Raw genomic sequence first — 24,576 nt, 5'->3', positions numbered from 1 at the left:
GCGGAGCTCACTCTCATGTCGCGCGGGGCGGGCGAGGGGTCAGCACGTCGATGCAGTAGGTGTCGGAGTCCACCATCCCCTGCAGACCCCGCACCTGGACCCTCCACCCGACACAGCCGGGTGGGCAGCGTGTCCTTGCCGTCGACGTAACCCACCATGTCGGCCTCCCGCGCCAGTCCTCCGTTGTCGTACCCCTCTTGGGTATATCTGCAAACCCTTACCGGGTAGGGGAACAGGCAAGGCTGGCGAAGACCCGTCAGGCTCGGCGCTGCGCAGGAGCGAGGCGGGGCATGCCCGTTGCCGCGTTCCTGCGTCGTGATCCGTGGCGCTCATCCGAGATGCGGAATCCCGTTGCTGACCAGCAACTGATCACTGGCGGCGGTCGCCCGCGTGCTCGCGACGCCGACTCGGGGTGCTCAGGGCTTGACGAGCGGTCGGGGCCTGCCGTGCAACGCGTCCAGCCGCTGCTGGTACTCCTGCTCGTCGATCTGGCCGTGCGCGAACCGCTCGGCCAGCACCTGCTCCGGGGTGGGCCGCGCGGCCACCGAGCGGTCCTGGCGCCCGAGGTAGCGGACCATGGCTATCACCCCGTAGATGACCAGCCCCCAGAACAGCACCATGCTCACCGCCATCAGCCCGTAGCCCCAACCGTCCATGCCGTTGCCATTGCCGTACCACCACATCATCGCGAGCACTCCTTCAGTCGATCAGGTTGTTGTCGAGCGGTCAGCGCGTGTCGAGGGTCAGTGACCCAGCCGCGAGTGGCGATCGTGGTCCTTGGTGACGTCGACGCCGCCCGGGCCGTCACCGCCCTGCCCGCTGTGGCCATCCCCGCCGTGCATGCCGCCCATCATGAAGATCATCATCAGCGGGCACAGCACCACGAAGCCGACGATCCACAGACTCGATGTCGGGACGCCGAACGCGATCACCCCCACGAGCAGGATCGCCGCGGCGAGGACGTAGAACGGGAGATGACGCTTCATCACAGAACCTCTCTTGACGGCCGAACTACTACTCATGGTGTCCGCGCCGGCTCGGTGCCGCTCCGGTCCACGGCCCCCGTTTCACGGGCCGAAAGCCCCCTCCTGCCCGACCTGGCGGCCCCGCTGCAGGTCAGCGGGGCATCCGCCGCGGCCCGCGGCGACACAGGAGGGGTGGGGACTCGCCGTAGCCGACCTCGGCAACCTGACGGTCGGGCTCGGCGCCGGTCGCCGCCATGGCTGGCATGCCGCCGCTTGCCATCGTCGACTTTCCGGTTGTGTGCGCACCCTCGCCGGCGCCGGTGCCCATGGAAATGCCGAGGTCGGCCTGGGCGAGTGCGGCGGCGTCGTTGACGCCGTCGCCGACCATGGCGACGACCTTGCCCTCGTCCTGCAGTCGCTTGACGACGTCGAGTTTGTCGACGGGCAGCACGTCGGCGATGACCTGGTCGATGCCGACCTCGTCGGCGACGGCCCGGGCGACGGTCGCGTTGTCGCCGGTGAGCGGTACCGGGGTGAGCCCGAGCTTCCGGAGCTGGGCGATGGCCTGTTTCGAGGTGGGTTTGACGGTGTCGGCGACGGCGAGGACGGCGCGCGCGGCGCCGTCCCATGCGACGGCGATCGCGGTGTGCTCGCGGGCTGCGGCGGCGGTCTGCGCCGCGGCCAGCTCCGGGCTGAGTGGCTGGCTCCACTGCTCCATCAGTGCGGGCCGCCCGACGAGAACGGCGTGCCCGTCGACGACACCGTGTACGCCGAGCCCCTCGACGTTGGTGAAGTCCTCGACGGCGGGCAGGATTCCGATCCGCTCCCGGGCTCCGGCCGTGACGGCTGCGGCGATGGGGTGCTCCGATGCTCGGCCCCGCCCGGTCGATGATGATCGGGCTGGTCATCATGGGCGTGGCGTTCCTCCCGCCGTTGGCGACGGCCTCGCTGCCGGCCGGCGGCGCCGTGCTCGGCGCCGCGCCGCGGTCGGCGACGCCGGCACCGGCACCGGCACCGGCACCGGCACCGGCACCGGACGAGCATCGTGAGCAGCCACACCTGACGAACGATCGGCACCCCACTACTACTACGCTGATCAGTAGTAGTGGGGTGCCGATCCGGGCATACCCGCGGGATCGCGCGACGCCTGGCTCGACCAGGTCATGACGGAAGGACAGCCGGATGTCACGACAGCTTCCGCCGGGCCCGGTGCTGGACCGCCGACGGTTCCTGGCGCTCTCGGCCGGCGCCGGCGCGACGCTCCTCGCCGGCTGCGCCACAGGAAAGGCGGCGGCGCCCGTACTGGTTGGGCCGGGTTCCCCTCGGATCTCGCAGCTGGAGCAAGCGCGTAGCCGTCCGGGACAGCGCAGCGTCGACGCCGTGCTGAAGGCCACGCCGGGCGAGGTCGACCTGGGAGCCGCGAGGGTGTCGACGTGGACCTACGGTGGTGAGCTGCCGGGCCGGGAGATCCGCGTGCGCCGCGGTGACCTGCTGCGAGTGCGGCTGCAGAACGGGCTGCCCCAGCCGACGACGGTGCACTGGCACGGGCTCGCGCTGCGCAACGACATGGACGGAGTTCCGGTGCTGACCCAGCCGGAGGTCGCACCGGGCGCGTCGTTCGACTACGCGTTCACGGTGCCCGACGCCGGCACCTACTGGTTCCATCCCCATGTCGGTGTGCAGCTCGACCGGGGTCTCTACGCACCGTTGATCGTCGAGGACCCGGACGAGGCGGGTGGGTACGACCAGGAGTTGGTCGTGGTGTTCGACGACTGGCTCGACGGCACCGGACGAAATCCCGACCAGGTGCTCGCCGGTCTGCTGGCCAACGGCATGGGCGGTATGGACATGAGCGGTATGGACATGGGCGGTGGGAGCGGGGGGATGACGATGCCGCGCTCGGAGCTGCTCGGCGGCGACGCCGGGGACGTCGTCTACCCGCACTACCTGGCCAACGGGCGCACCGCCGACGCCCCGCGCACTCTTGACGTGCGCCCCGGGCAGCGGGTGCGCCTCCGGATGATCAACGCGTCCGGCGACACCGCGTTCCGGGTCGGTGTGCCCGGCACGTCGATGACCATCACACACACCGACGGCTTCGCGGTCGTGCCCACCAGTGCCGAGGCGGTCCTGCTCGGAATGGGCGAGCGCATCGACGCGGTGATCAAGATTCCGGACGCGGTGGTGCCGTTACTGGGTCTTGCCGAGGGTAAGGACGGGATCACGCAGGTGGTACTGCGCTCCGGACTCGGCGCTGCCCCCGATGCGGCAACGGCCGCGAAAGCGTTGCTGAAACGCCCGGTGATCCAGGTGAACGATCTGCCTGCCGCTGAACCGGTGGCGTTGACGGCCCGCGAGCCCGATGTCGTGCACGCCGTGAAACTCGGCGGACCCGAACCCGGGTACACGTGGACGATCAACGGTCGGACCTACGACCCCGCAGCAGGCCTACCCGTTCGGGAAGGGCAGCGGGTGCGGCTGCGGTTCGAGAACACCACGACGATGTTCCATCCGATGCACCTGCACGGGCACACGTTCCAGGTTCGCGGAGCAGGTGGCATCGGCCCGCGCAAGGACACCGCGATCGTGCTCCCCAAGCAGACGATCGAGGTCGACTTCGACGCCGACAACGCGGGTCAATGGCTGATGCATTGCCACAACGTGTACCACGGTGAAGCCGGCATGATGACGGTCGTCTCCTACCTCGAGTAGGCGCTGCATGGGCTCGCCCGTTGGCGGAGCGTCCCTCCTACATCAGCAGGGCCAGCACGGCTGAGGCGAACGCGATGCCGGTCGCCAGCATCACCAGGTGCCGCCCGTACCACGTGTGCCGACGCAGTGACCGGAGCGGGAAGAGCACCTGTCGGCCGAACGTGTACGCCGCGACGGTGGCGACGAAGACCCCACCCGCTGGGCTGGGCTCGGCGACCGCCAGCGCGGCGCCCGCGGCAGAACCGATCAGCAGGGCCAGCGCCGACTCGAACAGTTGCGTGGGGAAACGTCGGATGCCCAGGCGCCGGTCCGACGACCAGAGGCCCCACCGCGAGACGGTCGGCCGGCCGGCACAGCAGCCGCCGAAGAAGCAGCCGACCCGTCCGATCGCCATCCCCGCCATCAGGCCGGGTGCGTTCGCGTCCATCAGGCGTCCGATCGGTAACCCGAGCAGCAGCGCACCCGCCACGACGGTGCCGACGGCCGCCAGCACGAAGCCCTGAATACACATGCCGCCGGGCGATGCCGACATCCGCCGCTGACCGGGGTGTTCGAGCCGGTAGTACAACAGGGCACCGGCGATCCCGACCAGGCAGGCCACGAGGAAGAGGATCAGCACCGGCCCCGCTGGCAGGCCGGCCCGGGACGCGAAGAGGCTCTGCAGGATCAGTGCCACCGCGGTGCCGGCCCCTACCAGCGCAGGCCAGGCGCCGACCCGGACCCCGGGTGCGCGCACCCGGACGACCGGGGCGTAGCCGGTGCGACCGTCGACCCGGGCCGGCCGGGGCATCGCACGGTCCGCGGGAGCGGCGGGGTCGACGACGGGAACGGCCCGCACGGTCCACTCGCCGCTCGTGATGCCCTCGATGCGCTGGGTCAGGGAGACAGTGCCGCTGCCCGGAACGACCTGAGCGATCGTGTCGACGATGTCGAAGGTGTCCTCTGGAGCCGGGGGGCCCGCCGCGTCCGTCCGCCGGCCGGTGAACCGCACCGTGAGCGGGTAGGGCTCGCCGGTCGCCGGGGCATCGAAGGTGAGGGTGACGCCGAGAGCCTGCGGGTCCATACCCTCCACCGGGCCACAGCCCACGCGGGTCACCTGCAGGGACGACGCGACGGTCACGGCAGGCCGTGGGGTGCGGGATCTGGACGACGAGGATGCGGGCCGTTTCGGGCCGGCCGTTGGCAGCGTCGAGAGCACCAGCGGTGGTTCATCGCGGCGGTGCAGCTCGCGGAGGACCGCATCGGACATCGCGGTCGGCGCCGCCGCTGGCGTCTGCCGGCGTTGTCGCCGCTCGGCCCGTCTCCGTTGTTCTCGGCTCACGTCGCGTCTCCTCGCCGACAGTTGATGGGTCGACAGCTGATGGATGGGTGCTTTTGTCATCGGCAGCTCGGGCAGCGCAGCCGCGGCCCGGCGAGGCGCCACCCCCGTGCGGTGACGGTCGCGACACACTCGCCTCGTCCGGCGAAATGCACGTCGTGGGCGCCGTCGCGAAAAACCGTGCGGCACTCGGCGCACCGGGCGGTGACGCACGTCGGCGTGGTTCCCGGCCGGGGCTCGTGCACCTGCCGGCCATCGGCATCGGTGCGGATCGCACAGCCGGTTTCCTCGCGGACCGCACCGATCACGACGTACGGGTCGTACGGACGGCTCCGGCCACTGGACAGGACGACGGCGACGGCGACGAGCCCGAAGATGGCCGCGGGGATGCCGACGAACACCAGCACCGCGGTCCAGGGGCTCACGGCTCGCGCCGTCGCACCCGGACCGGCGCCGTTCGCGCTGTGCCGGATGCGCTGGGCGTCGGTCGCCTGACGCGCGATCCGAAGCGATGGATCATCTGGCCTCCACTGCCTAAACTACGTACTTACTCAGTAGTTTAGCGGCGAGGCGTCAGGAAACTGTGATGAGGCGAGTTCAGTCGTCGGCGATCGAGGCAGCGGGGCTACAGGCCGAGCGGCAGGACACCGCACGCGACGGCGCCCATCAGGGCTGGCCCGGCGAGCAGGGTGACGGATCCGATGATCAGCAGCGCTCGCGTGCGGCGGAGCACATGGCGGCTGGGAAGCGACACGAGTCGTTCAGCGCGTTGAGTCACGCCGGTGGCGGCGACGGCCAGCGCGGAACCAGGTATTGCAGCGGGCCCAGACAGCATCACCAGTGCCCTGACCAGGTCGCGGGCGTCGCGGCCGCGAACCGCTACGTCGTCCGCGCACATCTCAAGCAGTCGCGAGAGCTCGCATTGTCCCGCAGTGAACAGCGTGATACGCGGCATGACCCGTGCGAACGCCCCGATGAGGCCGAGCACGAGGTGGTGACGACCGGCCAGATGCGCCCGCTCGTGTGCCAGCACGATGCTGAGCTGACCCTCGTCGAGGGCATGAAGAACCGGACGACTCAGGACGATCACGGGTGGACGTCCGGCAACCGCGTAGACAACCTTCTCCGGCACGTCCAAGACCACTGCGCCCAGCGTGACGTCGTGCTGCCCGAGCAGCCGGGCCGCGGTGGCGTGGCGATGCGTGCGAGCGCGAAACCGCAGCAATGCGCGGCCCAGTCCGACCGCGGCGCCGACAGTGCCGGCGATCATGACAACCGCGGACCCGAGCGCCAGCCATTGACCGACGGTGCCATGTTCGCCCAGTGCCGCGGCGCAGAACGATTCGACACACCAGTGCACGACGTGGCGCACCTCGGGAGTGGAAACGACGTCGTTCGCGACCAGGGCGACCGCGGCCAACCACGCGATCAGGACGCCGAGGATGGCTGCCAACCAGATCGCGACGCCGAGCGTCGGCGCCCGGGTGAGCTGTATCCGCTGGACGAGCACCCGCGGAACCAGTGCGGCCACGACGGTGCCATAGATGATCAAGCAGATCGCCGCCGTCACCGAGGCGGTCCCTGCTGCATGCCGGCCACCAACTCGGCGAGCCGACGGTCGTCGTCCTGATCGATGCATTCGACGAACTGGTTCAGGACAGCCAGGGCGCCACCCCCGAGCTCGCCGAACCTGTGCATGACGACGTCCCTTCCACTCGGTCCACGGTATCGGCCGCGCGGGGACCGCGCTGACCTGCTCACCCGGCATCCGATCGATCCTCAGCGTGAGCACGTTACTACTGTCGTAGTTAGTAGATCACGGTCAGGTCTCGACCCTGAATACGAAAGGATCTCCGTGGCGCGGCATCGCTCCCGCCGTGGCCGTCGCACGCACACCGCCGGAGGTCGCCCTGCGTACTTGGTTAGTTGTCTGTGGCGTCGTCGATCGCGCGCACGTCACCCGCGGTCATCCTGTGTGTCGTTCTCGTTCGAACGGGTCAGGAGCTCGGCGAGGTGCCGGGAGTCGGCGGCGTCCATCTGCTGAACGAAATGGGTCAGGATCGCGTAGGGGTCTCCGCCGCTGTGCAGGGCGTCACGCATCAGGTCGGCGCTGTGCTCCGCCCTGCTCGCGGTAGCCCGGTATCGGTGCTTGCGTCCTTCCCGCGTGCGAGTCAGGCGCCCCTTGCGGTACAGATTGTGGATGGTGCTCATCACCGTCGTGTAGGCGATGTCCCGTTCGGAGAGCAGTCCTTCGTGCACCTCCGGCACCGTCGCACCCTCGGGCGAGGCCCAGATCCGCTCCATCACGACGGCCTCGAGCTCACCGAATCCGCGCACGCGGCCCTCTGTCGAATCGCATCGTCAGAGGGTAGCCCGTCAGCCGTGGGAATCAGCGTCCGGCGAGGGCAGCCTCCACTGCGGACGCCACCTGGTCGGCGGTGCGGAACACCAGCGGATCGGTGACGCGCACCACCGAACCGTCGGAACGCAGCACCCAACTAGTGGGCAGCACGGGTGGCGCGACCAGCGCGGCCTGAACCGCGTTGTCGGGATCGAGCACCGAGGGGTAACGCTGGCCGAGCCGGTCCGCCAGCGCCAGCGCGTCCTCGGGTCGATCGCGCACGACCACGCCGAGCACCTCGATCGCGTCCAGCCGGGCCGCGTAGGCGTCGAATACGGGGATCTCCTCCCGGCACGGTGCGCACCAGGATGCCCAGAGGTTGAGCAGGACCGGCCGGCCCGCGACTGCTCTGCCGAGCGGTACGGCTCCCGCGTCGCCGAGGCAGGGCACGACGAGGTCGGCCAGCGGACCCGCGGGCTGGGACGAGCCGGAGGGGTGGGGGCACGGTGGAAGCGCGGCCGCGGCCCGCGCCGGGCCGAGTGCCGCATCGTCGGGCCGCTGCGCGAGCTGCTCGGCCGGGACGGGCAGGGGGCCGCCAGGGCCGTCGGGGTAGGGGTCGGGGCGGGGCCAGAGAGCGACGACGCCGGCGAGGGTGAGCACGACCACCAGTACGGTCCAGCGCAGCTCCGAGCTCATCGTTCGCCTCACGATGCCGTCACAGGAGCAGCGTGTATCCGGCGATGGGCCCGCGGAGCCAGGCCACGAATTCACCCCACGCGCCGGTCACCAGCAACGTGCCCAGCAGGACCAGCATGATCCCGCCGCTGATCTGCATCCCGCGGATGTGGCGGCGCATCCACCCTGCGGTGCGCACGGCCCAGCGGGTACCCAGAGCGATGAGGACGAACGGCACGCCCAGCCCAGCGCAGTAGGCCAGCACCAGCAGGATCCCGCGAGCGGTCGACGAGCCCACCTGGGTGCCGGTGGCCAGCGCGATCACCCCGGTGAGGGTCGGTCCGAGGCAGGGTGTCCAGCCCAGTCCGTAGACCGCGCCGAGGACGGGGGCGCCGGCGAGCCCGACGCGGGGGACGTGGTGGATCCGCACGTCACGCTGCAGGGCGGGGACGAACCCGAGGAACACCAGGCCCATCGCGATCGTGACGACCCCGCCGATTCGCTGGAGCACCAGCTCGTTGCCGAGAAGCCAGTCGGAGACGCCCAGCACGAGCAGTACACCTGCGGTGAACACGACGGTGAACCCGCCGACGAACAGCAGCGCCGCCCCCGCGACCCGCCACCTCCCGGTCCGGGTCGCGACGCCGTCGCCGGACACGCCCTCGTCGCCGACCAGCCCGGCCAGGTAGCCGATGTACCCCGGGACCAGTGGCAGGCAGCACGGGGATGCGAACGACACCGCACCTGCCGCCAGCGCCAGTAGGAACGCGACCAGCAAGGGGCCTGAGATCGCCAGTTCGGTCAAGCCGGTCACGAGCCGCTCCCGCTGCTCGGACTCGGCTCCTCCGCGGCGACCCGCTGCACGACGGGCAGCAACTCGGCGACACGTAGCGCGGTCAGGAACACCGCCGCGACCCGGTGTTGCCGGTCGAGCACGATCGTCGAGGGCACCGTGTTGCGGGGGAACCCACGCAGAGCCAGCAGTGAGCGGCCGGGGTTGTCGTAGATCGAGGGGTAGGTGATCCCGCGGTCGATCATGAAGTCGCGTGCGGCGTCGGCGTCGTCGCGCACGTCGACGCCCAGCAGGGTGACGCCCTCGGGCCGCATCTGGTCGTGGATCTGCTGCAGGCCGGGCATCTCCTCGCGGCACGGGCCACACCACGCGCCCCAGACGTTGAGCACGACGACCTGGCCGGGGAAGTCGTCCGGACCGATGATCCGGCCGGGTTGCAGGAGACTCTCCCCGGACAGTCCTTTCACGGTGCCGCGCGAATCGGGCGGATCGTAGAGGATGCGGGTTTCGCCTCCGGGGGCGACGAAGGTGAACTCCCTGGCTTGACTCGGCGCATTGCCGGTGGGTTTGGCGAAGCTGCATCCAGCCAGCACGACGATCACGACCGCCAGCGCCGCTACCCGACCGACGCGCGTCGGTCCGGCCGTGCCGCGCATGCCGCCTCCTGAAATCTCCGCCAAGTACTGACCTCTGTAGAAGATACCGTCAGGCGATCCGGGTGAACGTCGCACCGCCGTCGACGGACCGGAACACTCCGCCGGCCGTGGCCGCCAGCAGTCCGCCCGCCGTGGCCGTCACAGCCTGCGGACGCCCGCCGGGCACCGTTGCGGTCGTGGTCCAGGTCGCTCCGCCGTCCGTGCTGACATGTGACCCGCTGCCCGGATCGAGTCCGTGGATCGTGCCGTCCGGACCCCAGGACACGAAGGCGAGCGGGGGTCCGGCGGGAGCCGTGAACGTCGCGCCGCCGTCGGTGCTCAGCACCACCCCGCCTTGCACGGTCGCCAGCACCCGCCGCCCGTCGGACGGATCCACCGCGATGTCGAGCGCCTTCAGCGCGGCCCGATCGGCCCAGGTGCGTCCCCCGTCGACACTGGCCCGCAGGAGTCCGTTGGTCGCGTCGTAGCCGTACACGGTGTCGCCGGCGACCTCCAAGGCGTGAAAATCGACCTCGCCGGTCAGCGACAGCGGAGCCCAGCTCGCGCCCCCGTCGGTACTCTCCGCGAGCCCGATCGGGTTGGGCAGGGTGTCGCCCGGCCCGGGGTGGCCGCTGGAGAGGAACCGGTGGGGCCCGGCGACCGTGAAGCCCATCAGGTCACGACCGGCCGCCCCCGCGGGAACCAGCCCGTCGGGTCCACTTCGGAACAACCCGTCGTGCGACGCCACGTACACCGTCGCGTCGGCCGGGTCGATCCCTACGCCGTGCACGTGTGTGAAGGTCGGCTTCGTGGCGGCCGTTCCGGACGAACCCGTGGCAGGTGAGCAGGCGGTCACCGCGACGGCGACAGCGAGCACCAGTCCCGCGAGGGCTGATGAGGAGCGCGGCATGGTTCTCCGATTCGGTCAGGCCGGCGGACAGCCGGCGTGTGACTCTGGGGCGAGAAACGAATTGCCGGCCAGCGCGACGACGAATTGCTCGAAGCGAGGGTCGCCGGGGGTGTCGAGGAGAAGCCGGTGGCCCCAGGACTGCACCGACAGCGGCGCGGCGAGACCAGGGAAGGGCGACATCAGCAGGTCGGCGCCATCGGTGACGCGGGCGCCGAGCTGTCGCACGATGTCGGGCCTGAGCAGCGCGGGGTCGTAGGTGACCCACACCGCACCGTGTTCGAGCGCGTGCACGGCCTGCGCCGGGTCCACCTGGTCCGGATAGGCCACACCGTCGCAGCGCGCGACGGCAGGGCCGTGGGATCCGCTCGTCGGAGGTCGGCCTGGCTCGGCAACGGGTCGGGCGCCCGGCACGTCGTGCTCGTGTGCCGGTACCGGTTCGAGGGTGACGCCCGCGATGGCCGTGGAGGGATCCGAGCGTTGCGCGGTCGGACGAAAGGCTGCGAGCTCCCGCTCGGTCCCCGACGGGACGAGTGTGCTGATCGCGACGGAGCCGAAGGAGACCGCCGCCACGATCATGACGAGCGGGCCGCTCCACCGCGACCAGCGCCCCACGGGTCGCGGGTCGGTCATCGCCGCCTGCCCCGCAGCGCCGGGACCAGCAACGCGAGCGCGGCCAGTACGAGCACCGGCAGGTCACCGGCGAGCGCGTAGGGCGTCAGACCGGTGCGCAACGGCACCACGGCCCGCAGCAGCGCGGGCTCGCCGAGCGTGCTCTGCCCGACCACCGTCCCGTCGGGCAGAACGACGACCGAGTAACCGGTGGGTGCGGACTGCAGCACTGTGCGCCCGAATTCCAACGCACGCATCCGTGCCCCCGCCACCTCGATCGCCGGGACGTCCTCGGTGACGTAGGAGGCCGCGTTGGTGGGCACCAGCACGATCTCACCGCCGGCGGTGACGGCCTCGCGGACGCGGTCGGCGAAGAGCACCTCGTAGGAGATGACGACACCGAGCGGCCCGTTCGGGGAGTCGAGTAGCGCGGTCCCTTTGCCGGGGATCGCGTCTCGGGGGACCAGCGCGGTGAGGTCGGTCAGCTGCTCGAGCAGTGCGCGCGCGGGGATGTACTCACCGAACGGGACCCGGTGCTCCTTCTCGTACCGGCCCAGGATGCTCCCGTCGGGTCCCCACAGCACGGCGGCGTTGCGGAAGCCCGCCCCTTGCCGCTCCACCACCCCGACGACGACGGTGGCGTCGAGCGACCTGGCCAGCTCAGCCGTCCGGCGGTCGCCCGCCGAGCCCGCGACGGTCCCGTCCACACTGATCACGGTCTCGGGAAGCAGCACCAGATCCGGTGACCCCGCGATCCGCTCGGCCACGGCGAACTGCCGGTCGGTGGTGGCTTGGGGGTCGGTGAACACCGCGCGCAGCCCGCGCGGTCCGCCGCCCTGCACGACCGCGACGTCGAGCGTTCCCGAGTCGGCGGTCCGGATCGCGGCGCCGCCCAGTACCGGCAGCACGGCCACCATCGCAGCGACACCGACGGAGACGACACGGGCACGGCCGCGGGCCAGTACCAGCGCGGCCAGCCCGACGCCGGCCGTCGCGGCGCACGCGGTGACCAGTAGCGAGCCGCCGAGCGGCGCCGCCGCGGCGAAAGGCCCGTCGAGCTGGGAGTACACCAGGTCCGGAAGTGGGAACCCGTCGAACGGGAACCTTGTCTGCACCGCCTCCAGCAGCACCAGCGCGGCCGGCAACGCCCAGCGGCCCCCCGGCCGAGTGGCGGGGATCAGCGCCACCGCAGCCGTGAGCAGCAGCGTCTCCACCACCGCGATCCCGAGGTAGCCCGCAAATGCGAAGCCGCCGATCCAGCCGAGCGTCGTCCCGTACAGCACGGCACCGGTGACCGCTCCGACCAGTAGCCGCCCGTACAACCCGCGTCCCTGCACCGCGATCGTCAACACCGCCGCTCCCAGCGGTAGGAGTGGCCAATACTCACGGGGTGAGGCGCCCAGCGCCCACAAGCCGCCTGCGAGAGCCGAGGCGGCGCAGGCGACCGGAATGGTCAGGACCCGCGGGACACGCTCCGGCGAGGTCTCCTCAGCACGGGCGACCGGTGCTGGCTTCGGGACGGTGCTGATGGGACCTCCACTGGTGCAGGTGACCGAGTATCTACTAAGTCGCGTAGTAGTTGGCAGCGGCCCCGGTGGGAGGGCGTCCGGGTCTCACCATCCGCTCCTGTTCCACGCAACGTCTTGCCCGCTCGTCGACCGCGACTACCGGCTGCGTCGGGCCTGGGTCAGCCGGTAGAACGTGACGAGGGCGAGTCGGGCGAGTTCGCGGCGGAGCCTGCGTATCGCTCGGGCCAGTGGGCTGGCCAGGCGCAGCCAGGTGAGTGCGGTGCGCGCCTTCCAGCGGATGCCGTCGGTCGGGACCGCCCGGTAGATCCACACGATGCCGTCGATCAAGGTTACGGGGATGAAGCCTTCGCGTTCGATGGCCCAGCGCAGTGGTAGGTCGTCGTCGTGGAGGTGCCAGGCGTTGGCGCGGGATCGGCGGCGGACGTCGTAGTCGGCGACCAGCAGACCACCTGGACGAAGTGCCTGGTGCAGATTGCGCACAGTGGTGGAGAGCTCGGCCGCCGGGATGTGGACCATGACGTCGAGCGCGGTGATCGCGTCAAAGGTGCGAGCCGGTAGCTCGGCGGGCAGCTGCAGATAGGTGGCCTTGACGCCTCGCCGGTCGAGACGCCAACGGGCGAATTCCAGCAGTCGCGAGGAGACGTCGGCGAGCGTGACGTCATAGCCGAGCGTTGTGAACATCTGCGCGGTGGCGCCGACGCCCGATCCGAGGTCGAGTAGCTGCTTCGGTCGTTGGGGCGTCCCGAACCGATCAGCGATGATCACGTTCTTGGGATAGCCGAATCCGGATGCCTGTACGTAGCTGTACCAGAGGAGGTCGAAGGACCAGGAGGTGACGGTGGCGTAGAAATCGGAGAGACCTTCGCGGGTGTCGCGGTGGGCTGCCTCCCATTCTTCGATGCTGGCCTGCTCCCAGGTGAGGCACCGCCGCAGGGCGACCTCCGGGGTGAGGCCGTAGTACTCGGCGAGGTCGCCGAGTACGCCTTCTCGTTCGGTGCCGCCGTCTGGTGGGCGGAGCGCGTCGCGGAACGTGTCCATCGTCGGGCTGCTCACAGCCTGCACGTGTGTTGCCGTCCAGCGGGCCCGATCGGGAAGCTCGGTCGCCGGATCGTCGGGGTCCAGGTGCTGGCCCTGGCCGTCGGTGTCCTCGCGCATCACGACCAGCGCGACCCGATGGAGGAGCCGGACCAGTGGCGCCATCCTCCGCAAGGCCGACCGTGCTCGGGTTCTCTCGGTCATCGTCTTTCCTCTGGCGATATTTTATCGTCGATCGAGCGGATATCGCGCTGATGATCCGATCAATGACGACGCGATAGTGCGAAATTGATTTCACTCACGGCATGGTCGATCTGCTCGACCTGTCATGGAAGGAGTAATAAAAAAATATGAGACGCGCGTCTATGTCCGCATGACGCAGAGAAGATGCGGTACTGGCTCAAGCGGCGCGTCGCCCGCGTAGGAATACGACGAGGTGGATGTCATCGGCGCCGGTACCCGCACGGAGGATGGTGCGTCGGTGAGCGGCGCGTCGATCCCGGCTGTCGCTGTGGTGTCCGCCGTGGGCTGCGATACGCAGTCGTCCGCGGGAACGTCCGGGCCGCTGTCGACGACGTCGACGGTGAGCAGCTCGACGTCCCCGATGCGGGCTACGGAATGCCCGTCGGCCCGGTCATGCGATCCGGTGGAGGGGTCATCGACACAACAGAACATCGCAACGGCGGCCAGTAGGAGCCCGGCCGCGGCGATCAGAGCCCATGGCCGGAAGCGCCAGGCTGCTGCGGCCGATGACATAGGTTCGGACAGTAGACGACCACGCTTGAAGTGCGCATAGTGCACGACCACCGGTCGACATCGGAGGCGCGCGAGTGAGAGAAGGTGAGTTGGACCTGCGACGATCGTTGAGCTGCGGCCGTGGTGCTCGCCGCGGCGGGGTGTGCGGAGCCGACGGGTGAGCCGGTTCCGGTGGTGCCCGCCGGCCTCGAACACGTGCATGGGCTCGCCATCAACCCCGACGATGGAATCGTCTACGCCGCCTCCCGCACGGGGACGTTCCACCTTTCCCGCGGGGGACCACAACGGGTCGGTGACCTCGTTCAAGACACGCTGGGTTCGCGATCGTCGGGCCCAACCGCTTCCTCTCCAGTGGCCATCCGGACCCGGCGGATGCGCGACCCTCGAATGTCGGCCTGATCCGTAGCGACGACAGTGGGCGGAGTTGGCGTTCGATCTCGCTGGAGGGCCAGGCTGATTTCCATGCCCTTTCCACCCACGGTGCCGTCGCGTACGGGTGGGACTCGGCAAGCTCGACGGTGATGCGAAGCGATGACGGCGGGGTGAACTGGCGCCAAGGTGCGCAGCTCGACGACGTGACCGCGCTCGCGGTCGACCCCGACGATGCTCAACGAGTCCTGGCCACCAGCGGCACAGCCCTGCTCGCGAGCGTCGACGGCGGGATCACGTTCGTCCCGGATCCCGAGCAGCCGCCGCGGCCGCTCAACCTGGTCGATCATGCCGGTCGGACGGGTGGAGGTGGTGACACCGTCCTCGCCGGGGCGGATCGGGGCAGAGCCGTATGGACGCTGGCGCGCGGCGCCTTGGTTCTCGAAGGTTCCGTGGCGGCCCCTCCGCAGGCTTTCACGATCATCGGGCCGGGGCGCTATGTGATCGCTACCGCGCAGGGTGTGCTCGCCAGTGAGGATGCCGGTCGGACGTGGGAGCTCGTGGCTCCCATGAGCTGAGTGGTCGTTCTCAGCCCAGCTACAGCTACGCGTCGCTAGTGTGACCATCGAGGGCTGCACCGCTCGATGGTCGCCGCTCGATGGTCACAGCGGGGGGAGGTTGACGATGATTCTTGTCCTCGGCGCCGACCGCTCCCGACGCGCCTCGACGATCGTCGCCGGATTCCTCGCACTCGTGCTGCTGTTGACCCTTTCCGCGGCGCTGGGCTGCCTCGGGCAGCTGACGGCCGGTGGCGCGAGCCACGCCGACATCACGTCCACGGCACGCGACGTTCCTGCCGTCACCGTTGCGTCGATGACCGCCGAGGACGAGTGCGCCGGAGGGCACAGTGGCGCTCAGCGACGTGCCGTCGCGGCAGTGCCCGCCGCGGCGCCTTCCGTCCTTGGCGTGCCCGCCGCCGACCTCACATCGGTTTTGCAGGTGGCCGGGCCCGGTTCGTACTTCTCTGTTGTGGCGGATGCCCATTCCAGGGTGTTGACTCCCCTGTTACGCCTGCTCTGCGTGCTTCGCACATAGAGAGCATTGTCCGGTCGGTTCGAGCCGACCGTGAGTTGTGGAACCATCAGTTCCCCTCCGTCGTCCGACAGTGATCAGTGACGCGCTGCGTGCTCCTGATCACCGGACGGGTGGACGGTGCTGCGGACCGATGCGAGTCAGGTCATCGCTACATGCGTGGGCGTAATGCGCCCCTCCTTGGGAGTACCGACAGTGATTGTCCAAGCTTTCCATGCCCATAATACTGCCGAGGGCACGACGTCCTCGGTGCGCGATGAGAACCATCCCGCCACCTTGCGTGGCGACATGTTGGGCCGTGCGGCGCTGGCCGTCGTCGGTGTCATGACCGTGCTGTCGGTGGTGCGTGCGTTCGGGCCGTTGACCTATCCCGGCGATATCTGGCGGCAGTCCGATACCGCCACGATCGCCCGCAACTTCGCCGACAACGGCCTGATGCTGTTCTTCCCGCAGATCAACTGGGGTGGTGCCGGGCCGGGGTACGTCGAGACCGAGTTCCCGCTGATGCCGTGGCTCTCGGCGCTGCTCTACCAGGTGTTCGGTGAGCAGGTCTGGTTGCGCCGGTTGGTGTCGTTGGCGTTCATGCTGGTCGCGACGGCCGCGTTCTGGCAGCTCGCGAGCCGGCTGCTGCCGGCTCGGGCGGCGCGCTGGGCGTTGATCGCGTTCGCGGTGTCGCCCGCGTTCATGCGCTATGGCACCGCGTTCATGCCCGAGGCGACGGTGCTGGCGTTCTACCTCCTCGCGCTGGTGGCGTTTCAGCGCTGGCTGGCCCAGGATCGCGGCAGGTGGCTGGTGGGGGCCGCGGCGGCGACGTCGATGGCGGCGTTGGTCAAGCCGACGTCGTTGCACATCGGGCTGGTGATGCTGGTCTGGTTGCTAATCTCGGCGAGGCAGCGGCTGCGCAGGCCGTCGCTGTATGTGGCGGGGGTCGCGGCGCTGGTCGCCCCCGCGTTGTGGCTGCGGCACGCGAGCGGTTTGTACACCGAGTACGGGAACACGTTCGGGGTGATCTCGGGTGGTGACAACAAGTTCGGGAATCTGCGGATTTGGCTCTCGCCGGAGTTCTATCTGGGGAATCTGCGGTCGGAGGTGTTCTTCGTCTACGGGTTCGTCGGGGTGCCGCTGGCGGTTCTCGGCGCGTGGTGGTTGTGGCGGCACCGGGGGCCGGTGTTCCCGCTGGTGGTGGCCGGGTTGCTGGCGTTGGGCGTCTACTACTTCGCGGTCGGCCGCTACAGCGGGTCGGATATGGGGATCCAGTATCACGTGTATTCGTTGCCCTACGCCGCGTTGCTGACGGGCTTGGGTCTGCAGCGGGTCTGGCAGTGGTTGCGTCGCGCCGGGTCCGTGCGTCGACCCGGTGCGGTCGCTGGTGTGGTGGTCGCCCTGCTCGCTGCCCAGTCAGTCAATGTCTTCCAGGCGGCGATGCGTGATCAGGGTGGGCGGTTCCAGGTGTGTGCCACCCAGCTGCGGGAGGTCACCGCACCCGGTGATCGGGTCGTGATCAGCACGACGAGCCCCTCGGTCGATGCCGGAGTCGCCAACAACTGGCAGGAACCGGTGATCTTCTTCATGGCCGACAGGAAAGGCTGGAGCCTCGCCGCCGATCGGCACGATCCGGCCGTTCTTGCCGAGCAGCAACGGCTGGGTGCGCGGTTCTTCGTCGTGAACGACCCGCGGCTCGTGCCGGCGGGAGGGCCGCTGGCCATGTGGTTGACCACCCATGCGGCACAGGTCCGCTCGTCCGCGGTCAACGGATGCGGCATCTGGGCGCTCAACACTCCCGGCAGAGCGGCATGACCGTGACCAACGACGAACTACCGACCGACACCGCGGTTCCGCCCAGGGGGCGGTTGCGGCGCCTGCTGGATCGTGGGTTGGAGATGAACGCGCTCGCGTTGATGGCGACATCGGGGATCTCGGCGTTATTCGGCGTCGTCTTCTGGGCGGTCGCGGTGCGGTACCCGGCGGCCGAGGTCGGACGCGCCGCCGCGGTGCTGTCCACGGCGACGATGCTCGGCGTGCTGTCGAGTTCGGCCGCCGGGTTGATGTTCGCCCGGTTCCTGGGCTCGGCCGGAGCGCGGGTTCGGTCGATGGTGCTGGTCGGGTACGGAGTCGTCACCGCGGTCGCGTTCGTGCTCGGAGCGGGATTCGCGCTGCTGTTCGCCGCGGATGCGCTGTTCCCCGTCGCAGCAGGCCGCTGGCTGTTCCCGCTGCTGGTGATCGTGCTCGCGTGGTTCGCACTGCAGGACTGGGTGCTCATCGGGATGCGTGCCGCGCGGTGGGTGCCGCTGGAGCAGCTCGCGTTCTCCGGCCTCAAGCTGTTGCTGCTGGTGGTCTTCGCGATCACCATGCAGGCCGACGGGATCGTGCTGGCCTGGGCGCTCCCCGCGGCGCTCGGGGTACTCGTCATCAGCCCCTTGCTGGCCCGCGCGCTCGGGAAGCAGACCCACGCGGTGGATGGTGCGGTCGAGTTGCCGAGCCGGCGGGGCCTGGGCGTCATCTTCCTGGGTGAGTACGCCTCCGGGGTGACGGCGGTGGTCATCCCGCTACTGATGCCGTTGATCGTGGTCGCCACGCTCGGTACCGAGGCCAACGCCTATTACGCGTTGCCGTGGCTGGTGAGCGAGGCGATCACCGTGCTGCTGTGGAACATCTCCTCGTCCTACGTCACCGAGGCGTCCAACGACATCCGGCGCGGGGGCGCGCTGATGCGTCGCGCCTTCCGGATGTCGTGCGCGGTGGGGCTGCTCGGGACACCGTTCCTGCTGTTCGCGGCGCCGTGGCTGTTGTCGTTGCTCGGAGGGTCCTACGCCGAGCAGGGGACGACGCTGCTGCGCGTGATGGCTGCGGCGCTCCCGTTCACGATCATCTACAGCACCTACGTCGCCGCCGCTCGCGTCCGGCAGCAGATGGGCCGCGTGATCGCTCTGCAGGTGCTCAGCGGTGCGATGGTCGTCGGGCTCTCGCTGTTGCTCATCGGGTCGATGGGCATCGTCGCGGTCGGGATCGCTTATCTGAGCATGGCGATCCTGAACAGCGTGATCGTCGCCGTCCCGTTGTGGCGGATCTTCCGCGCGGACAAACTCATCAGGTAGCAGGGGATTCGGGTGTCGGTGGTCGGTGCAGGAGCGAGCGATCAGGTGCGATCGTCGGCTGGCTACACGCGAACGGTGGTGTCAGCACGGGCTTCCTGGTGGGGGGCGGATGCTCCTGCTGTCAGTGTTGCTGAGCTCGAACGGATCTTCATCGAGTCCGGGATAGGCACAGAGGACGGGATCGACCAGGCCAAAGCCAACGCAGGCGGCCTCGGCATGTTCATCAGGTCCCTGGTCGGGCTCGACCGTGAAGCCACGGCTGCGGCATCCGCGACGTTCCAGCAGCGCAAGACATTGACCTCGGCCCAGCTCTGCTTCGTCAACGAAGTGATCGACTACCTTGCGCATAACGGCACCATCACCATCGATGTCCTCTATCGATCGTCCTTCAGCTCCATCGCGCCCGGCGGGCCTGAGGATCTTCCTCGACGTCGACGTGATGGTCACCACGATGCGCTCGATCAACGCAACCGCCCAGCCTGCGTAACCGAACCGGGTTGGGATCGCCAACTTTGTCAGCGACGAGCTACATAGTCCCTGGGCCTTATCCCGGCGACCGTGTCGACAGACGACGGTCAGGACCGGCTTCGACAGTCCGGCTTGCCCCGCGCCACCCCGGCGGTCGTGACCATTCGACATTTCCAGCCCAGAGCTATCGACGGGGCCGCCGCGGTCCGAGCCGACGAAGGTGCTCCGCGACAGCGTCGTGGTACGCGGACTCGACGGCGGCCAGGGAGCTGAGGTCGACGATCACCGGCGCGATGTTCATACCGGCGTCCTCCGAGACGGCAGGGCTGCTCCAAGCATCTCGGATGGAGCCGCCCGCGACCACCCGCAGCTGCTGCACCATTACGGCGTAGGCAGTGCCGACGGTCGACGATTCCAACTGCGTCCAGCTCTGGTAATAGGACAGCCGCGATTGAACGCCTCGCATCAGCTCGGACAAGCGCACCCGTTCCTCGCCCGGCCGTTGGGCGTCGCGGCGCCGGACGGCGTAAGGGAACTCCTTGTAGTCCGCGTGGGCTTGGAACGCCTCGGCGAAGGTATTGCGAACTCGGGCGCGTTCTTCGTCGCGGCTCTTCAGCCGGGCCAACCAGAGGTTGACCGAGGCGGCGATCAGCGCCGCGAGGACGGTGGCGGGAAGCACGATGCTTACCCACGCGGCGACGCTGAGCCCCTCCGGTCCGATGGGCGCCGGACCTTGGGCCGACCCCACCATCGAAACGATCAGATTCATGCTGCCATATTCGGGGTCGTGCCCTTCTCCGTCTGGGACCACCGCCGCGCCGGTCCGCCGGGCGTCCGGCCGGCGAGGCCGAGAACGGTGTCGGACGCGGTCCGAGTAGCGGCTGGTTCGGTATGTGGGGCTTCCGTCCCGATCCACTCGCCGGTCCGGCGCCACCACTCCTCGCGTACGAGGTGGGCGAGGATGTGTCCCAGTAGCGCGCGAGGCCCGTCCGCTCTGGTCCAGCGCATGTCGGGCGGGTCGGGCGGGTACCACATGCACAGTGCGCCGCAGGGGTAGCGATGCGGCGACTCGGCGGGTCCGTCGACGTGCACGAGAGGGTCTTCGCCGCCGCGGGCGAACGAGATGCGCACGCATCGAGTCTCGAGGCCGGGTGGCACGACACGGACCTTGACGGCGAGGCCGCCTCCGTGTCGGGGGTCGGGCCGCACGATGTGCGCGTTGCCGGCGCACGCCCGCAACTCGTACATGAACATCACCCGACCGACGGAGGTGTCAGTCCAGGCCGATGGACGGCGCTTCCGACGGCAGGTCATCGCGATGCGCCGCCGTAGGCACGTGTAGGTCGCACCACCGTTGCAGGGCCGCCCAGGCCCAAGGTTGCCGTGGTGACCCGCGGCGAGCGTCGAAGAGCGTTGACCGCACCAGCGAACGTTCCCGATGCCGAGTCGAGATCGTAGTTCCAGTACACCTTGGCGAGAGCGGCCCGAACCGCCTGCTGGTCATCATCGTGAACAAGGGCCTCGTCGAGAGCCGCAGCGGCGAGCCGCAGACGGCGTACGGCGTCGACGCGCGGGATCAGCAACTTGATCGGAACGGAAACACCCGCGGGATCCTCGATGTCGCCGGCCGCGACGGCCTCAGCCGCGTAAGCGAAGTAGCCGGCCAGCGCGTCGGCGAGATTCTGGCCACCCGCCACGCACTCGTAGGCGAGCATCGAGAGGTTGTGCGATGAGAATCCGGGCTCGGTGAACTGCTTGTTCCAGGCCTTCACCAGGCGATTGACACGTCGCCGCAGACGCACCAGCGCCACCGTGCCGGTGTTGAGGAGCAGCACATGCTTCTCAGGATCCGAGGCCTCCCAGGTGTTGTCCTCCAGGTTCGGGATCCACAAGCCGTTGCCGTCGCGGCGAGTCAGCCCCACGACGAGGTCGACGGTGGGGTCCTGGTCCTGGATGGGTACGGCGAAGTGCAGCTTCGGGCCGCGCTTCGACTTGTGGCACGTAGCAGCGCGGTAGTCCGCGCGGAGCTTCGGTGCGAGCAGCGCGCACAAGTCGAGCACGACCTGCTGTGGAGCCTCGCCGCCGCCGTCGGGACCGAGCGCCGGGTAGCAGCGTCGGTTCAACACCAGCCCGCCGTCTCCGTCGGAGACCGGGTGGTTGACGGTGAACTGGGCGATAGAGCCACTGGCGTAGGTCCGCAGGGCGCCGGGGAACGTGGAGGCGATCTCGCGGACAAGACGCAGGCGATTTCGAGCCTCGGCCAGGACGGTGTCGGAGGCCGCGATCTTTGCTCTGACCTCATCGAGGGCATCAACGGTGTAGCTCATGGAAGGTCCTTCCTCTCGATCGGGCAACGGTGCGGTCGACAGCACACGCTCGTCTCGATACGAGGAACGGTCCGCGCCGCGGCCAGCGTCGGAACTGGTGCCCGATACGGGGAGCAGGAGCACCGTGAGTCCGGACCCGATCGGGTCCGGACGACCCACTCTGGGGAAGTCGGCCATGAAGAACGGTAGCACGGCTTTGCTCTTGTTAGTACTGTTCTCGGTACAGAACGCCGACGGCGGACCTCGCAGTACGCGGTCTACCGTCGTCGTTGCTGGCCCGGCCCGAGGAAGGACGAACTCTGCAACCGATCGACGTCGATGAGCTCAGTCGACGTGTCCGAGAAGAGCGGACGCGTCGCGGCCTGAGCCTGCGCGCCGCCGCCGACGAGTCCGGCGTGCCGTTCAACACCCTCTCGAGGGTGGAGAAGGGCGACCAGCCCGATCTCGCGAACTACCACCGCCTGACGATGTGGCTCGGGCTGGACCCCGGCGCATTCTTCACCGACCCGTCGCGCCGACGGGAGCTCGACACCCCCGAGACGATCCGCACCCACCTGCACAGCGACCCGCACCTGAGCGAACAAGCCGCAGACCAGATCGCCGCGCTCGTCGCGAACCTCTACCAGTCGCTGGCCACCCCGAGCACGGACGTCGAGGTCCACCTTCGGGCCCACACCACGTTCACCCCCGAGGCCGCGCAGCGGCTCGGAGCCGCACTCGACCAGATGCAAGACAGGATCCTCGCAGACCCCACTCTCGGTGGCGACCCAGGATGGAGTGTCTGAATGAGGCGGGGGTTCAAAGCCGAGGCCGAACGCCATGCCGCTTCGCTGCGCGCCTCGATCGACTGCTCCGACCGCGAGAGCCCGAACCTCGCCAAGATCGCAGTCCACCTTCGGGTCGCGGTCCTGCCCGCGGATCAACTGCTCGACGGGGGAATCGACGACCTCCTCGCCCTGCATCAGGCCCAAGCCGGTGCGTTCTCCGCGGCAACGCTGTCCCCGCCGGGCAAGCGGCGCGTCGTCGTCTACAACCCGGTCAATTTCGAGGGGCGCTACCTCACACCGGCAGAGGCGAAACTGGACGGTCGAACCCGCAGCAACGTCGCACACGAGTTCTCGCACATGATCCTCGGACACGAGGTTCGGCAGGTCCAGAAGATCACCGAGCACTACTTCTTCACCTGCAATCCAGAACAGGAGGAAGAGGCCAACTGGCTGGCCGGAGCGATCCTCCTGCCCCGCCCGCTCCTGATCGATGCCGCACGCCACGGCCTCACCGATGCCCAAACCGCAACCATGCACAACGTGACGGCCGAGATGGCCCGGTTCCGCATGAACACCTCAGGCGCCAAAATGCAGGTCGCCAGAGCGCGGAAGTCACGCAGCGCGTAGAGCACGACTACGCGCCGCCGACTCCTCCACCGTCTGCGGCGACAGCACCGACGACGGCGGAGACCTTCCGATACCCATCACGCCGCTTCTTGCGGTGCGGGGCATCAACGGCGAACGGCAAGCCGTCTAGTGCGTTGACCATGAACGTTCGCCGGGTCAGGCCGCTCGGGGTCGGCCCCAAGGTTGGTGGCGTTCGCTGCGGATCCTTGCGCGTTCGCGGCGTTGTGCGGCAAGGACGTCGGGATGGCGGGCGTGGGTGTTGCGCCAGCGCAGGTAGGCCTGCAGTCGGCGCGTCAGCGCCGGGTGGTTTGGGTGATCTGAGGCGCCCATGGTGAACGTGCGCAGCGGCCCGAACTGGGCCTCGATCGGGTTCGCCCAGGATGCGGAAGTGGGGGTCAAACACAGTTCGACGTTGTGCCGGGCGGCCCAGGCGCGCACGGCCGGGGTTTTGTTCGCCGACAAGTTGTCCATGATCACGTAGATCGGGGCGCCGTCCGGGCGGGCCGCCCGGATCGACTTGATCGCTGACAACGAATGGTCACCGCCCTTGCGGCGGCGGTTCACACCCCAGAGCTGGTCGTCACCGAGGCTGTAGCAGCCATGGAAGTAGCGGACGCCATGCGTGCGGTGATAGGTCGATGGCAACCGCATCGGCCTCGACTCCCGCGACCACGTGGAGCCGTGACACGGCCGGATCGACAACGGCCCGAACTGGTCGAACGCGAAGCAGCGCATCAGATAATGGCTGGTCACATACTCGATCCGGTCAAGCTTCGCGCCCTTGTCCGGATCAGTGGACTCCTTCCAGGGTCCGGGTCCGCTGGAAGCTGATGTGGTTCTCCCGCAGGATCTGGCGCAGCCGCTCACGGCCGATGACGACCCGTCGGTCAGCGTCATGGGCGAGGTGGGTGGCGAGCTTGCGCACGCTCCAGTGCGTGAACGGGGCGCCCACTACCTCTGGTCGGGTATCGGCCGTCGTGACGATGAACGCGACGTCGTCGTCACTGATCAGGCGGGGACGGCCTCCCGCCCACTGAGGGTCCAGCGCTGCGAGCCCTCGTTCGTTGAAGGCGTGGATCACGTCGCGGACGGTGTCTTCGTCAGCGGCGACCAGCCGGGCGATCGCCGCAACGGGAGTCCCGGACGCTGAGGCCATGATGATCGTGGCGCGGCGGACTCTGATCGGGTTCCCGCGTCCGCGGCGCACGATCTGGGTCAGCCGTTGGCCCTCGTGATCGGACAATCGTCGTGCTCTGACGGGCTCTGCCATCCATCACCTCTCGTGATCTCGCTTGTCGGCGAGATCAAGAGTGCGAGCAACCAGCGCTTATCTGGGGACGCGGCGGGGCGTGTCGCCAACCCGGTGAACGTAGGTGGTCAACGCACTAGCTGCAGGTTCAGGTTCGCATAATGCCTTGTTGGGTGCACAGGTTCGACTCCTGCCGGGACGGCGACCCGAGCCGTGCACGAATCTTCGGTACCCACTAAGCTTGTTGTTTAACCTTCTTGTTTCGTCCCGGTCGTGACCGTTGTGTCTGGTTTGGTGGTCTTTC

The 24,576-nt window shown here is 68.9% G+C and carries 28 protein-coding genes and 1 pseudogene; 8 read left to right on the top strand and 21 right to left on the bottom strand.

The features are described 5' to 3' along the window. Nucleotides 1–13: 13 nt before the first annotated feature. From ACFPFQ_RS46680 to ACFPFQ_RS46665, 4 genes and pseudogenes are all read right to left on the bottom strand, one after another. Nucleotides 14–76: a hypothetical protein gene (locus tag ACFPFQ_RS46680; protein WP_379629972.1), complete on the bottom strand. Its 63-nt coding sequence runs from the start codon at nucleotides 74–76 to the stop codon at nucleotides 14–16. Between the two features lie 340 nt (nucleotides 77–416). Beyond that, nucleotides 417–686 (bottom strand): SHOCT domain-containing protein, encoded by a 270-nt coding sequence (locus ACFPFQ_RS46675; protein WP_379629760.1) that lies wholly within the window; start codon nucleotides 684–686, stop codon nucleotides 417–419. Nucleotides 687–743: 57 nt separating this feature from the next. Next, nucleotides 744–986 (bottom strand): DUF2933 domain-containing protein, encoded by a 243-nt coding sequence (locus ACFPFQ_RS46670; protein ID WP_379629759.1) that lies wholly within the window; start codon nucleotides 984–986, stop codon nucleotides 744–746. Between the two features lie 229 nt (nucleotides 987–1,215). Next, nucleotides 1,216–1,836 (bottom strand): annotated as a pseudogene (locus tag ACFPFQ_RS46665) (HAD-IC family P-type ATPase); the annotation flags it as partial. A gap of 311 nt (nucleotides 1,837–2,147) precedes the next feature. On the opposite strand from ACFPFQ_RS46665, the gene ACFPFQ_RS46660 reads away from it, so the two are divergent. Further along, nucleotides 2,148–3,677 (top strand): multicopper oxidase family protein, encoded by a 1,530-nt coding sequence (locus ACFPFQ_RS46660; protein ID WP_379629758.1) that lies wholly within the window; start codon nucleotides 2,148–2,150, stop codon nucleotides 3,675–3,677. A gap of 37 nt (nucleotides 3,678–3,714) precedes the next feature. On the opposite strand, the gene ACFPFQ_RS46655 is transcribed toward ACFPFQ_RS46660, so the two are convergent. The 13 genes from ACFPFQ_RS46655 to ACFPFQ_RS46595 all read right to left on the bottom strand — a co-directional run bounded on the left by ACFPFQ_RS46655 (nucleotide 3,715) and on the right by ACFPFQ_RS46595 (nucleotide 14,278). Continuing rightward, the gene (locus ACFPFQ_RS46655) at nucleotides 3,715–4,740 is read right to left on the bottom strand and encodes a prolipoprotein diacylglyceryl transferase family protein (RefSeq protein ID WP_379629757.1); all 1,026 of its coding nucleotides are present in this window, start codon (nucleotides 4,738–4,740) and stop codon (nucleotides 3,715–3,717) included. A 314-nt stretch (nucleotides 4,741–5,054) separates the two neighbouring features. Next, nucleotides 5,055–5,420, bottom strand: coding sequence for a hypothetical protein (locus ACFPFQ_RS46650; protein WP_379629756.1), 366 nt, complete (start codon nucleotides 5,418–5,420; stop codon nucleotides 5,055–5,057). A 200-nt stretch (nucleotides 5,421–5,620) separates the two neighbouring features. Next, nucleotides 5,621–6,565, bottom strand: coding sequence for a M56 family metallopeptidase (locus tag ACFPFQ_RS46645; RefSeq protein ID WP_379629755.1), 945 nt, complete (start codon nucleotides 6,563–6,565; stop codon nucleotides 5,621–5,623). After that, nucleotides 6,562–6,693, bottom strand: coding sequence for a hypothetical protein (locus ACFPFQ_RS46640; RefSeq protein WP_379629754.1), 132 nt, complete (start codon nucleotides 6,691–6,693; stop codon nucleotides 6,562–6,564). The genes ACFPFQ_RS46645 and ACFPFQ_RS46640 overlap by 4 nt, the downstream gene beginning before the upstream one ends. Nucleotides 6,694–6,951: 258 nt before the next feature. Then, on the bottom strand, nucleotides 6,952–7,332 hold the full coding sequence (locus ACFPFQ_RS46635; RefSeq protein ID WP_379629753.1) for a BlaI/MecI/CopY family transcriptional regulator: 381 nt from the start codon (nucleotides 7,330–7,332) through the stop codon (nucleotides 6,952–6,954). Between the two features lie 52 nt (nucleotides 7,333–7,384). After that, complete coding sequence (locus ACFPFQ_RS46630; protein ID WP_379629752.1) at nucleotides 7,385–8,032, bottom strand: TlpA family protein disulfide reductase; 648 nt, start codon at nucleotides 8,030–8,032, stop codon at nucleotides 7,385–7,387. A 19-nt stretch (nucleotides 8,033–8,051) separates the two neighbouring features. Then, on the bottom strand, nucleotides 8,052–8,825 hold the full coding sequence (locus ACFPFQ_RS46625) for a cytochrome c biogenesis CcdA family protein (protein ID WP_379629751.1): 774 nt from the start codon (nucleotides 8,823–8,825) through the stop codon (nucleotides 8,052–8,054). Further along, a complete protein-coding gene (locus ACFPFQ_RS46620) occupies nucleotides 8,822–9,460 on the bottom strand; it encodes a TlpA family protein disulfide reductase (RefSeq protein ID WP_379629750.1) in 639 nt (212 codons plus the stop codon). Before ACFPFQ_RS46620 ends, ACFPFQ_RS46625 begins: the two co-directional genes overlap by 4 nt. A 49-nt stretch (nucleotides 9,461–9,509) precedes the next feature. Beyond that, a complete protein-coding gene (locus ACFPFQ_RS46615) occupies nucleotides 9,510–10,349 on the bottom strand; it encodes a F510_1955 family glycosylhydrolase (RefSeq protein WP_379629749.1) in 840 nt (279 codons plus the stop codon). Between the two features lie 15 nt (nucleotides 10,350–10,364). After that, nucleotides 10,365–10,979: a DUF3105 domain-containing protein gene (locus tag ACFPFQ_RS46610; protein WP_379629748.1), complete on the bottom strand. Its 615-nt coding sequence runs from the start codon at nucleotides 10,977–10,979 to the stop codon at nucleotides 10,365–10,367. Further along, entirely contained in the window at nucleotides 10,976–12,370 is a 1,395-nt protein-coding gene (lnt, locus tag ACFPFQ_RS46605; protein ID WP_379629747.1) for an apolipoprotein N-acyltransferase, read from the bottom strand. Before lnt ends, ACFPFQ_RS46610 begins: the two co-directional genes overlap by 4 nt. A gap of 252 nt (nucleotides 12,371–12,622) precedes the next feature. Continuing rightward, nucleotides 12,623–13,525: a class I SAM-dependent methyltransferase gene (locus ACFPFQ_RS46600; RefSeq protein WP_379629746.1), complete on the bottom strand. Its 903-nt coding sequence runs from the start codon at nucleotides 13,523–13,525 to the stop codon at nucleotides 12,623–12,625. Between the two features lie 360 nt (nucleotides 13,526–13,885). Further along, on the bottom strand, nucleotides 13,886–14,278 hold the full coding sequence (locus ACFPFQ_RS46595) for a hypothetical protein (protein ID WP_379629745.1): 393 nt from the start codon (nucleotides 14,276–14,278) through the stop codon (nucleotides 13,886–13,888). A 575-nt stretch (nucleotides 14,279–14,853) separates the two neighbouring features. Here ACFPFQ_RS46595 and ACFPFQ_RS46590 point away from each other — a divergent pair. The 5 genes from ACFPFQ_RS46590 to ACFPFQ_RS46570 all read left to right on the top strand — a co-directional run bounded on the left by ACFPFQ_RS46590 (nucleotide 14,854) and on the right by ACFPFQ_RS46570 (nucleotide 19,368). Next, entirely contained in the window at nucleotides 14,854–15,225 is a 372-nt protein-coding gene (locus ACFPFQ_RS46590; RefSeq protein WP_379629744.1) for a hypothetical protein, read from the top strand. Between the two features lie 106 nt (nucleotides 15,226–15,331). Next, entirely contained in the window at nucleotides 15,332–15,742 is a 411-nt protein-coding gene (locus tag ACFPFQ_RS46585) for a hypothetical protein (protein ID WP_379629743.1), read from the top strand. A 192-nt stretch (nucleotides 15,743–15,934) separates the two neighbouring features. Beyond that, a complete protein-coding gene (locus ACFPFQ_RS46580) occupies nucleotides 15,935–17,536 on the top strand; it encodes an ArnT family glycosyltransferase (RefSeq protein ID WP_379629742.1) in 1,602 nt (533 codons plus the stop codon). Then, nucleotides 17,533–18,834 carry a lipopolysaccharide biosynthesis protein gene (locus ACFPFQ_RS46575; RefSeq protein WP_379629741.1) on the top strand — a complete coding sequence of 434 codons (1,302 nt, stop codon included), beginning with the start codon at nucleotides 17,533–17,535 and terminating at the stop codon, nucleotides 18,832–18,834. The genes ACFPFQ_RS46580 and ACFPFQ_RS46575 overlap by 4 nt, the downstream gene beginning before the upstream one ends. 12 nt (nucleotides 18,835–18,846) lie before the next feature. Continuing rightward, entirely contained in the window at nucleotides 18,847–19,368 is a 522-nt protein-coding gene (locus tag ACFPFQ_RS46570) for a type I restriction-modification enzyme R subunit C-terminal domain-containing protein (RefSeq protein ID WP_379629740.1), read from the top strand. A 118-nt stretch (nucleotides 19,369–19,486) separates the two neighbouring features. Here the strand turns inward: ACFPFQ_RS46570 and ACFPFQ_RS46565 are convergent, their stop codons facing one another. Both ACFPFQ_RS46565 and ACFPFQ_RS46560 read right to left on the bottom strand, forming a co-directional pair. After that, a complete protein-coding gene (locus ACFPFQ_RS46565) occupies nucleotides 19,487–20,071 on the bottom strand; it encodes a hypothetical protein (protein ID WP_379629739.1) in 585 nt (194 codons plus the stop codon). 541 nt (nucleotides 20,072–20,612) lie between these two features. Continuing rightward, the gene (locus ACFPFQ_RS46560) at nucleotides 20,613–21,629 is read right to left on the bottom strand and encodes a hypothetical protein (protein WP_379629738.1); all 1,017 of its coding nucleotides are present in this window, start codon (nucleotides 21,627–21,629) and stop codon (nucleotides 20,613–20,615) included. 269 nt (nucleotides 21,630–21,898) lie between these two features. Here ACFPFQ_RS46560 and ACFPFQ_RS46555 point away from each other — a divergent pair, with 269 nt between their 5' ends. Beyond that, nucleotides 21,899–22,414, top strand: coding sequence for a helix-turn-helix domain-containing protein (locus ACFPFQ_RS46555; protein WP_379629737.1), 516 nt, complete (start codon nucleotides 21,899–21,901; stop codon nucleotides 22,412–22,414). After that, the gene (locus tag ACFPFQ_RS46550; RefSeq protein WP_379629736.1) at nucleotides 22,415–23,023 is read left to right on the top strand and encodes an ImmA/IrrE family metallo-endopeptidase; all 609 of its coding nucleotides are present in this window, start codon (nucleotides 22,415–22,417) and stop codon (nucleotides 23,021–23,023) included. A 156-nt stretch (nucleotides 23,024–23,179) separates the two neighbouring features. On the opposite strand, the gene ACFPFQ_RS46545 is transcribed toward ACFPFQ_RS46550, so the two are convergent. Then, the gene (locus ACFPFQ_RS46545; RefSeq protein WP_379629735.1) at nucleotides 23,180–23,776 is read right to left on the bottom strand and encodes a transposase; all 597 of its coding nucleotides are present in this window, start codon (nucleotides 23,774–23,776) and stop codon (nucleotides 23,180–23,182) included. A gap of 37 nt (nucleotides 23,777–23,813) precedes the next feature. After that, nucleotides 23,814–24,179, bottom strand: a complete 366-nt coding sequence (locus tag ACFPFQ_RS46540; protein ID WP_379629734.1) for a helix-turn-helix domain-containing protein — start codon at nucleotides 24,177–24,179, stop codon at nucleotides 23,814–23,816. Nucleotides 24,180–24,576 lie beyond the last annotated feature (397 nt).

The organism is Pseudonocardia sp. GCM10023141, assembly GCF_042653605.1.
Note: the sequence above shows the minus strand (reverse complement) of the source record. Positions and strands in the feature narration are given on the sequence as shown.

Bases quoted from the DNA above. Each gene is read 5' to 3' on its own strand.
- ACFPFQ_RS46675 (WP_379629760.1), bottom strand. From the start codon at position 686: ATGATGTGGTGGTACGGCAATGGCAACGGCATGGACGGTTGGGGCTAC.
- ACFPFQ_RS46670 (WP_379629759.1), bottom strand. From the start codon at position 986: ATGAAGCGTCATCTCCCGTTCTACGTCCTCGCCGCGGCGATCCTGCTC.
- ACFPFQ_RS46660 (WP_379629758.1), top strand. From the start codon at position 2,148: ATGTCACGACAGCTTCCGCCGGGCCCGGTGCTGGACCGCCGACGGTTC.
- ACFPFQ_RS46655 (WP_379629757.1), bottom strand. From the start codon at position 4,740: ATGGACCCGCAGGCTCTCGGCGTCACCCTCACCTTCGATGCCCCGGCG.
- ACFPFQ_RS46640 (WP_379629754.1), bottom strand. From the start codon at position 6,693: ATGCACAGGTTCGGCGAGCTCGGGGGTGGCGCCCTGGCTGTCCTGAAC.
- ACFPFQ_RS46630 (WP_379629752.1), bottom strand. From the start codon at position 8,032: ATGAGCTCGGAGCTGCGCTGGACCGTACTGGTGGTCGTGCTCACCCTC.
- ACFPFQ_RS46620 (WP_379629750.1), bottom strand. From the start codon at position 9,460: ATGCGCGGCACGGCCGGACCGACGCGCGTCGGTCGGGTAGCGGCGCTG.
- ACFPFQ_RS46615 (WP_379629749.1), bottom strand. From the start codon at position 10,349: ATGCCGCGCTCCTCATCAGCCCTCGCGGGACTGGTGCTCGCTGTCGCC.
- ACFPFQ_RS46610 (WP_379629748.1), bottom strand. From the start codon at position 10,979: ATGACCGACCCGCGACCCGTGGGGCGCTGGTCGCGGTGGAGCGGCCCG.
- ACFPFQ_RS46600 (WP_379629746.1), bottom strand. From the start codon at position 13,525: ATGGACACGTTCCGCGACGCGCTCCGCCCACCAGACGGCGGCACCGAA.
- ACFPFQ_RS46595 (WP_379629745.1), bottom strand. From the start codon at position 14,278: ATGTCATCGGCCGCAGCAGCCTGGCGCTTCCGGCCATGGGCTCTGATC.
- ACFPFQ_RS46585 (WP_379629743.1), top strand. From the start codon at position 15,332: ATGATTCTTGTCCTCGGCGCCGACCGCTCCCGACGCGCCTCGACGATC.
- ACFPFQ_RS46575 (WP_379629741.1), top strand. From the start codon at position 17,533: ATGACCGTGACCAACGACGAACTACCGACCGACACCGCGGTTCCGCCC.
- ACFPFQ_RS46565 (WP_379629739.1), bottom strand. From the start codon at position 20,071: ATGAATCTGATCGTTTCGATGGTGGGGTCGGCCCAAGGTCCGGCGCCC.
- ACFPFQ_RS46560 (WP_379629738.1), bottom strand. From the start codon at position 21,629: ATGAGCTACACCGTTGATGCCCTCGATGAGGTCAGAGCAAAGATCGCG.
- ACFPFQ_RS46550 (WP_379629736.1), top strand. From the start codon at position 22,415: ATGAGGCGGGGGTTCAAAGCCGAGGCCGAACGCCATGCCGCTTCGCTG.
- ACFPFQ_RS46540 (WP_379629734.1), bottom strand. From the start codon at position 24,179: ATGGCCTCAGCGTCCGGGACTCCCGTTGCGGCGATCGCCCGGCTGGTC.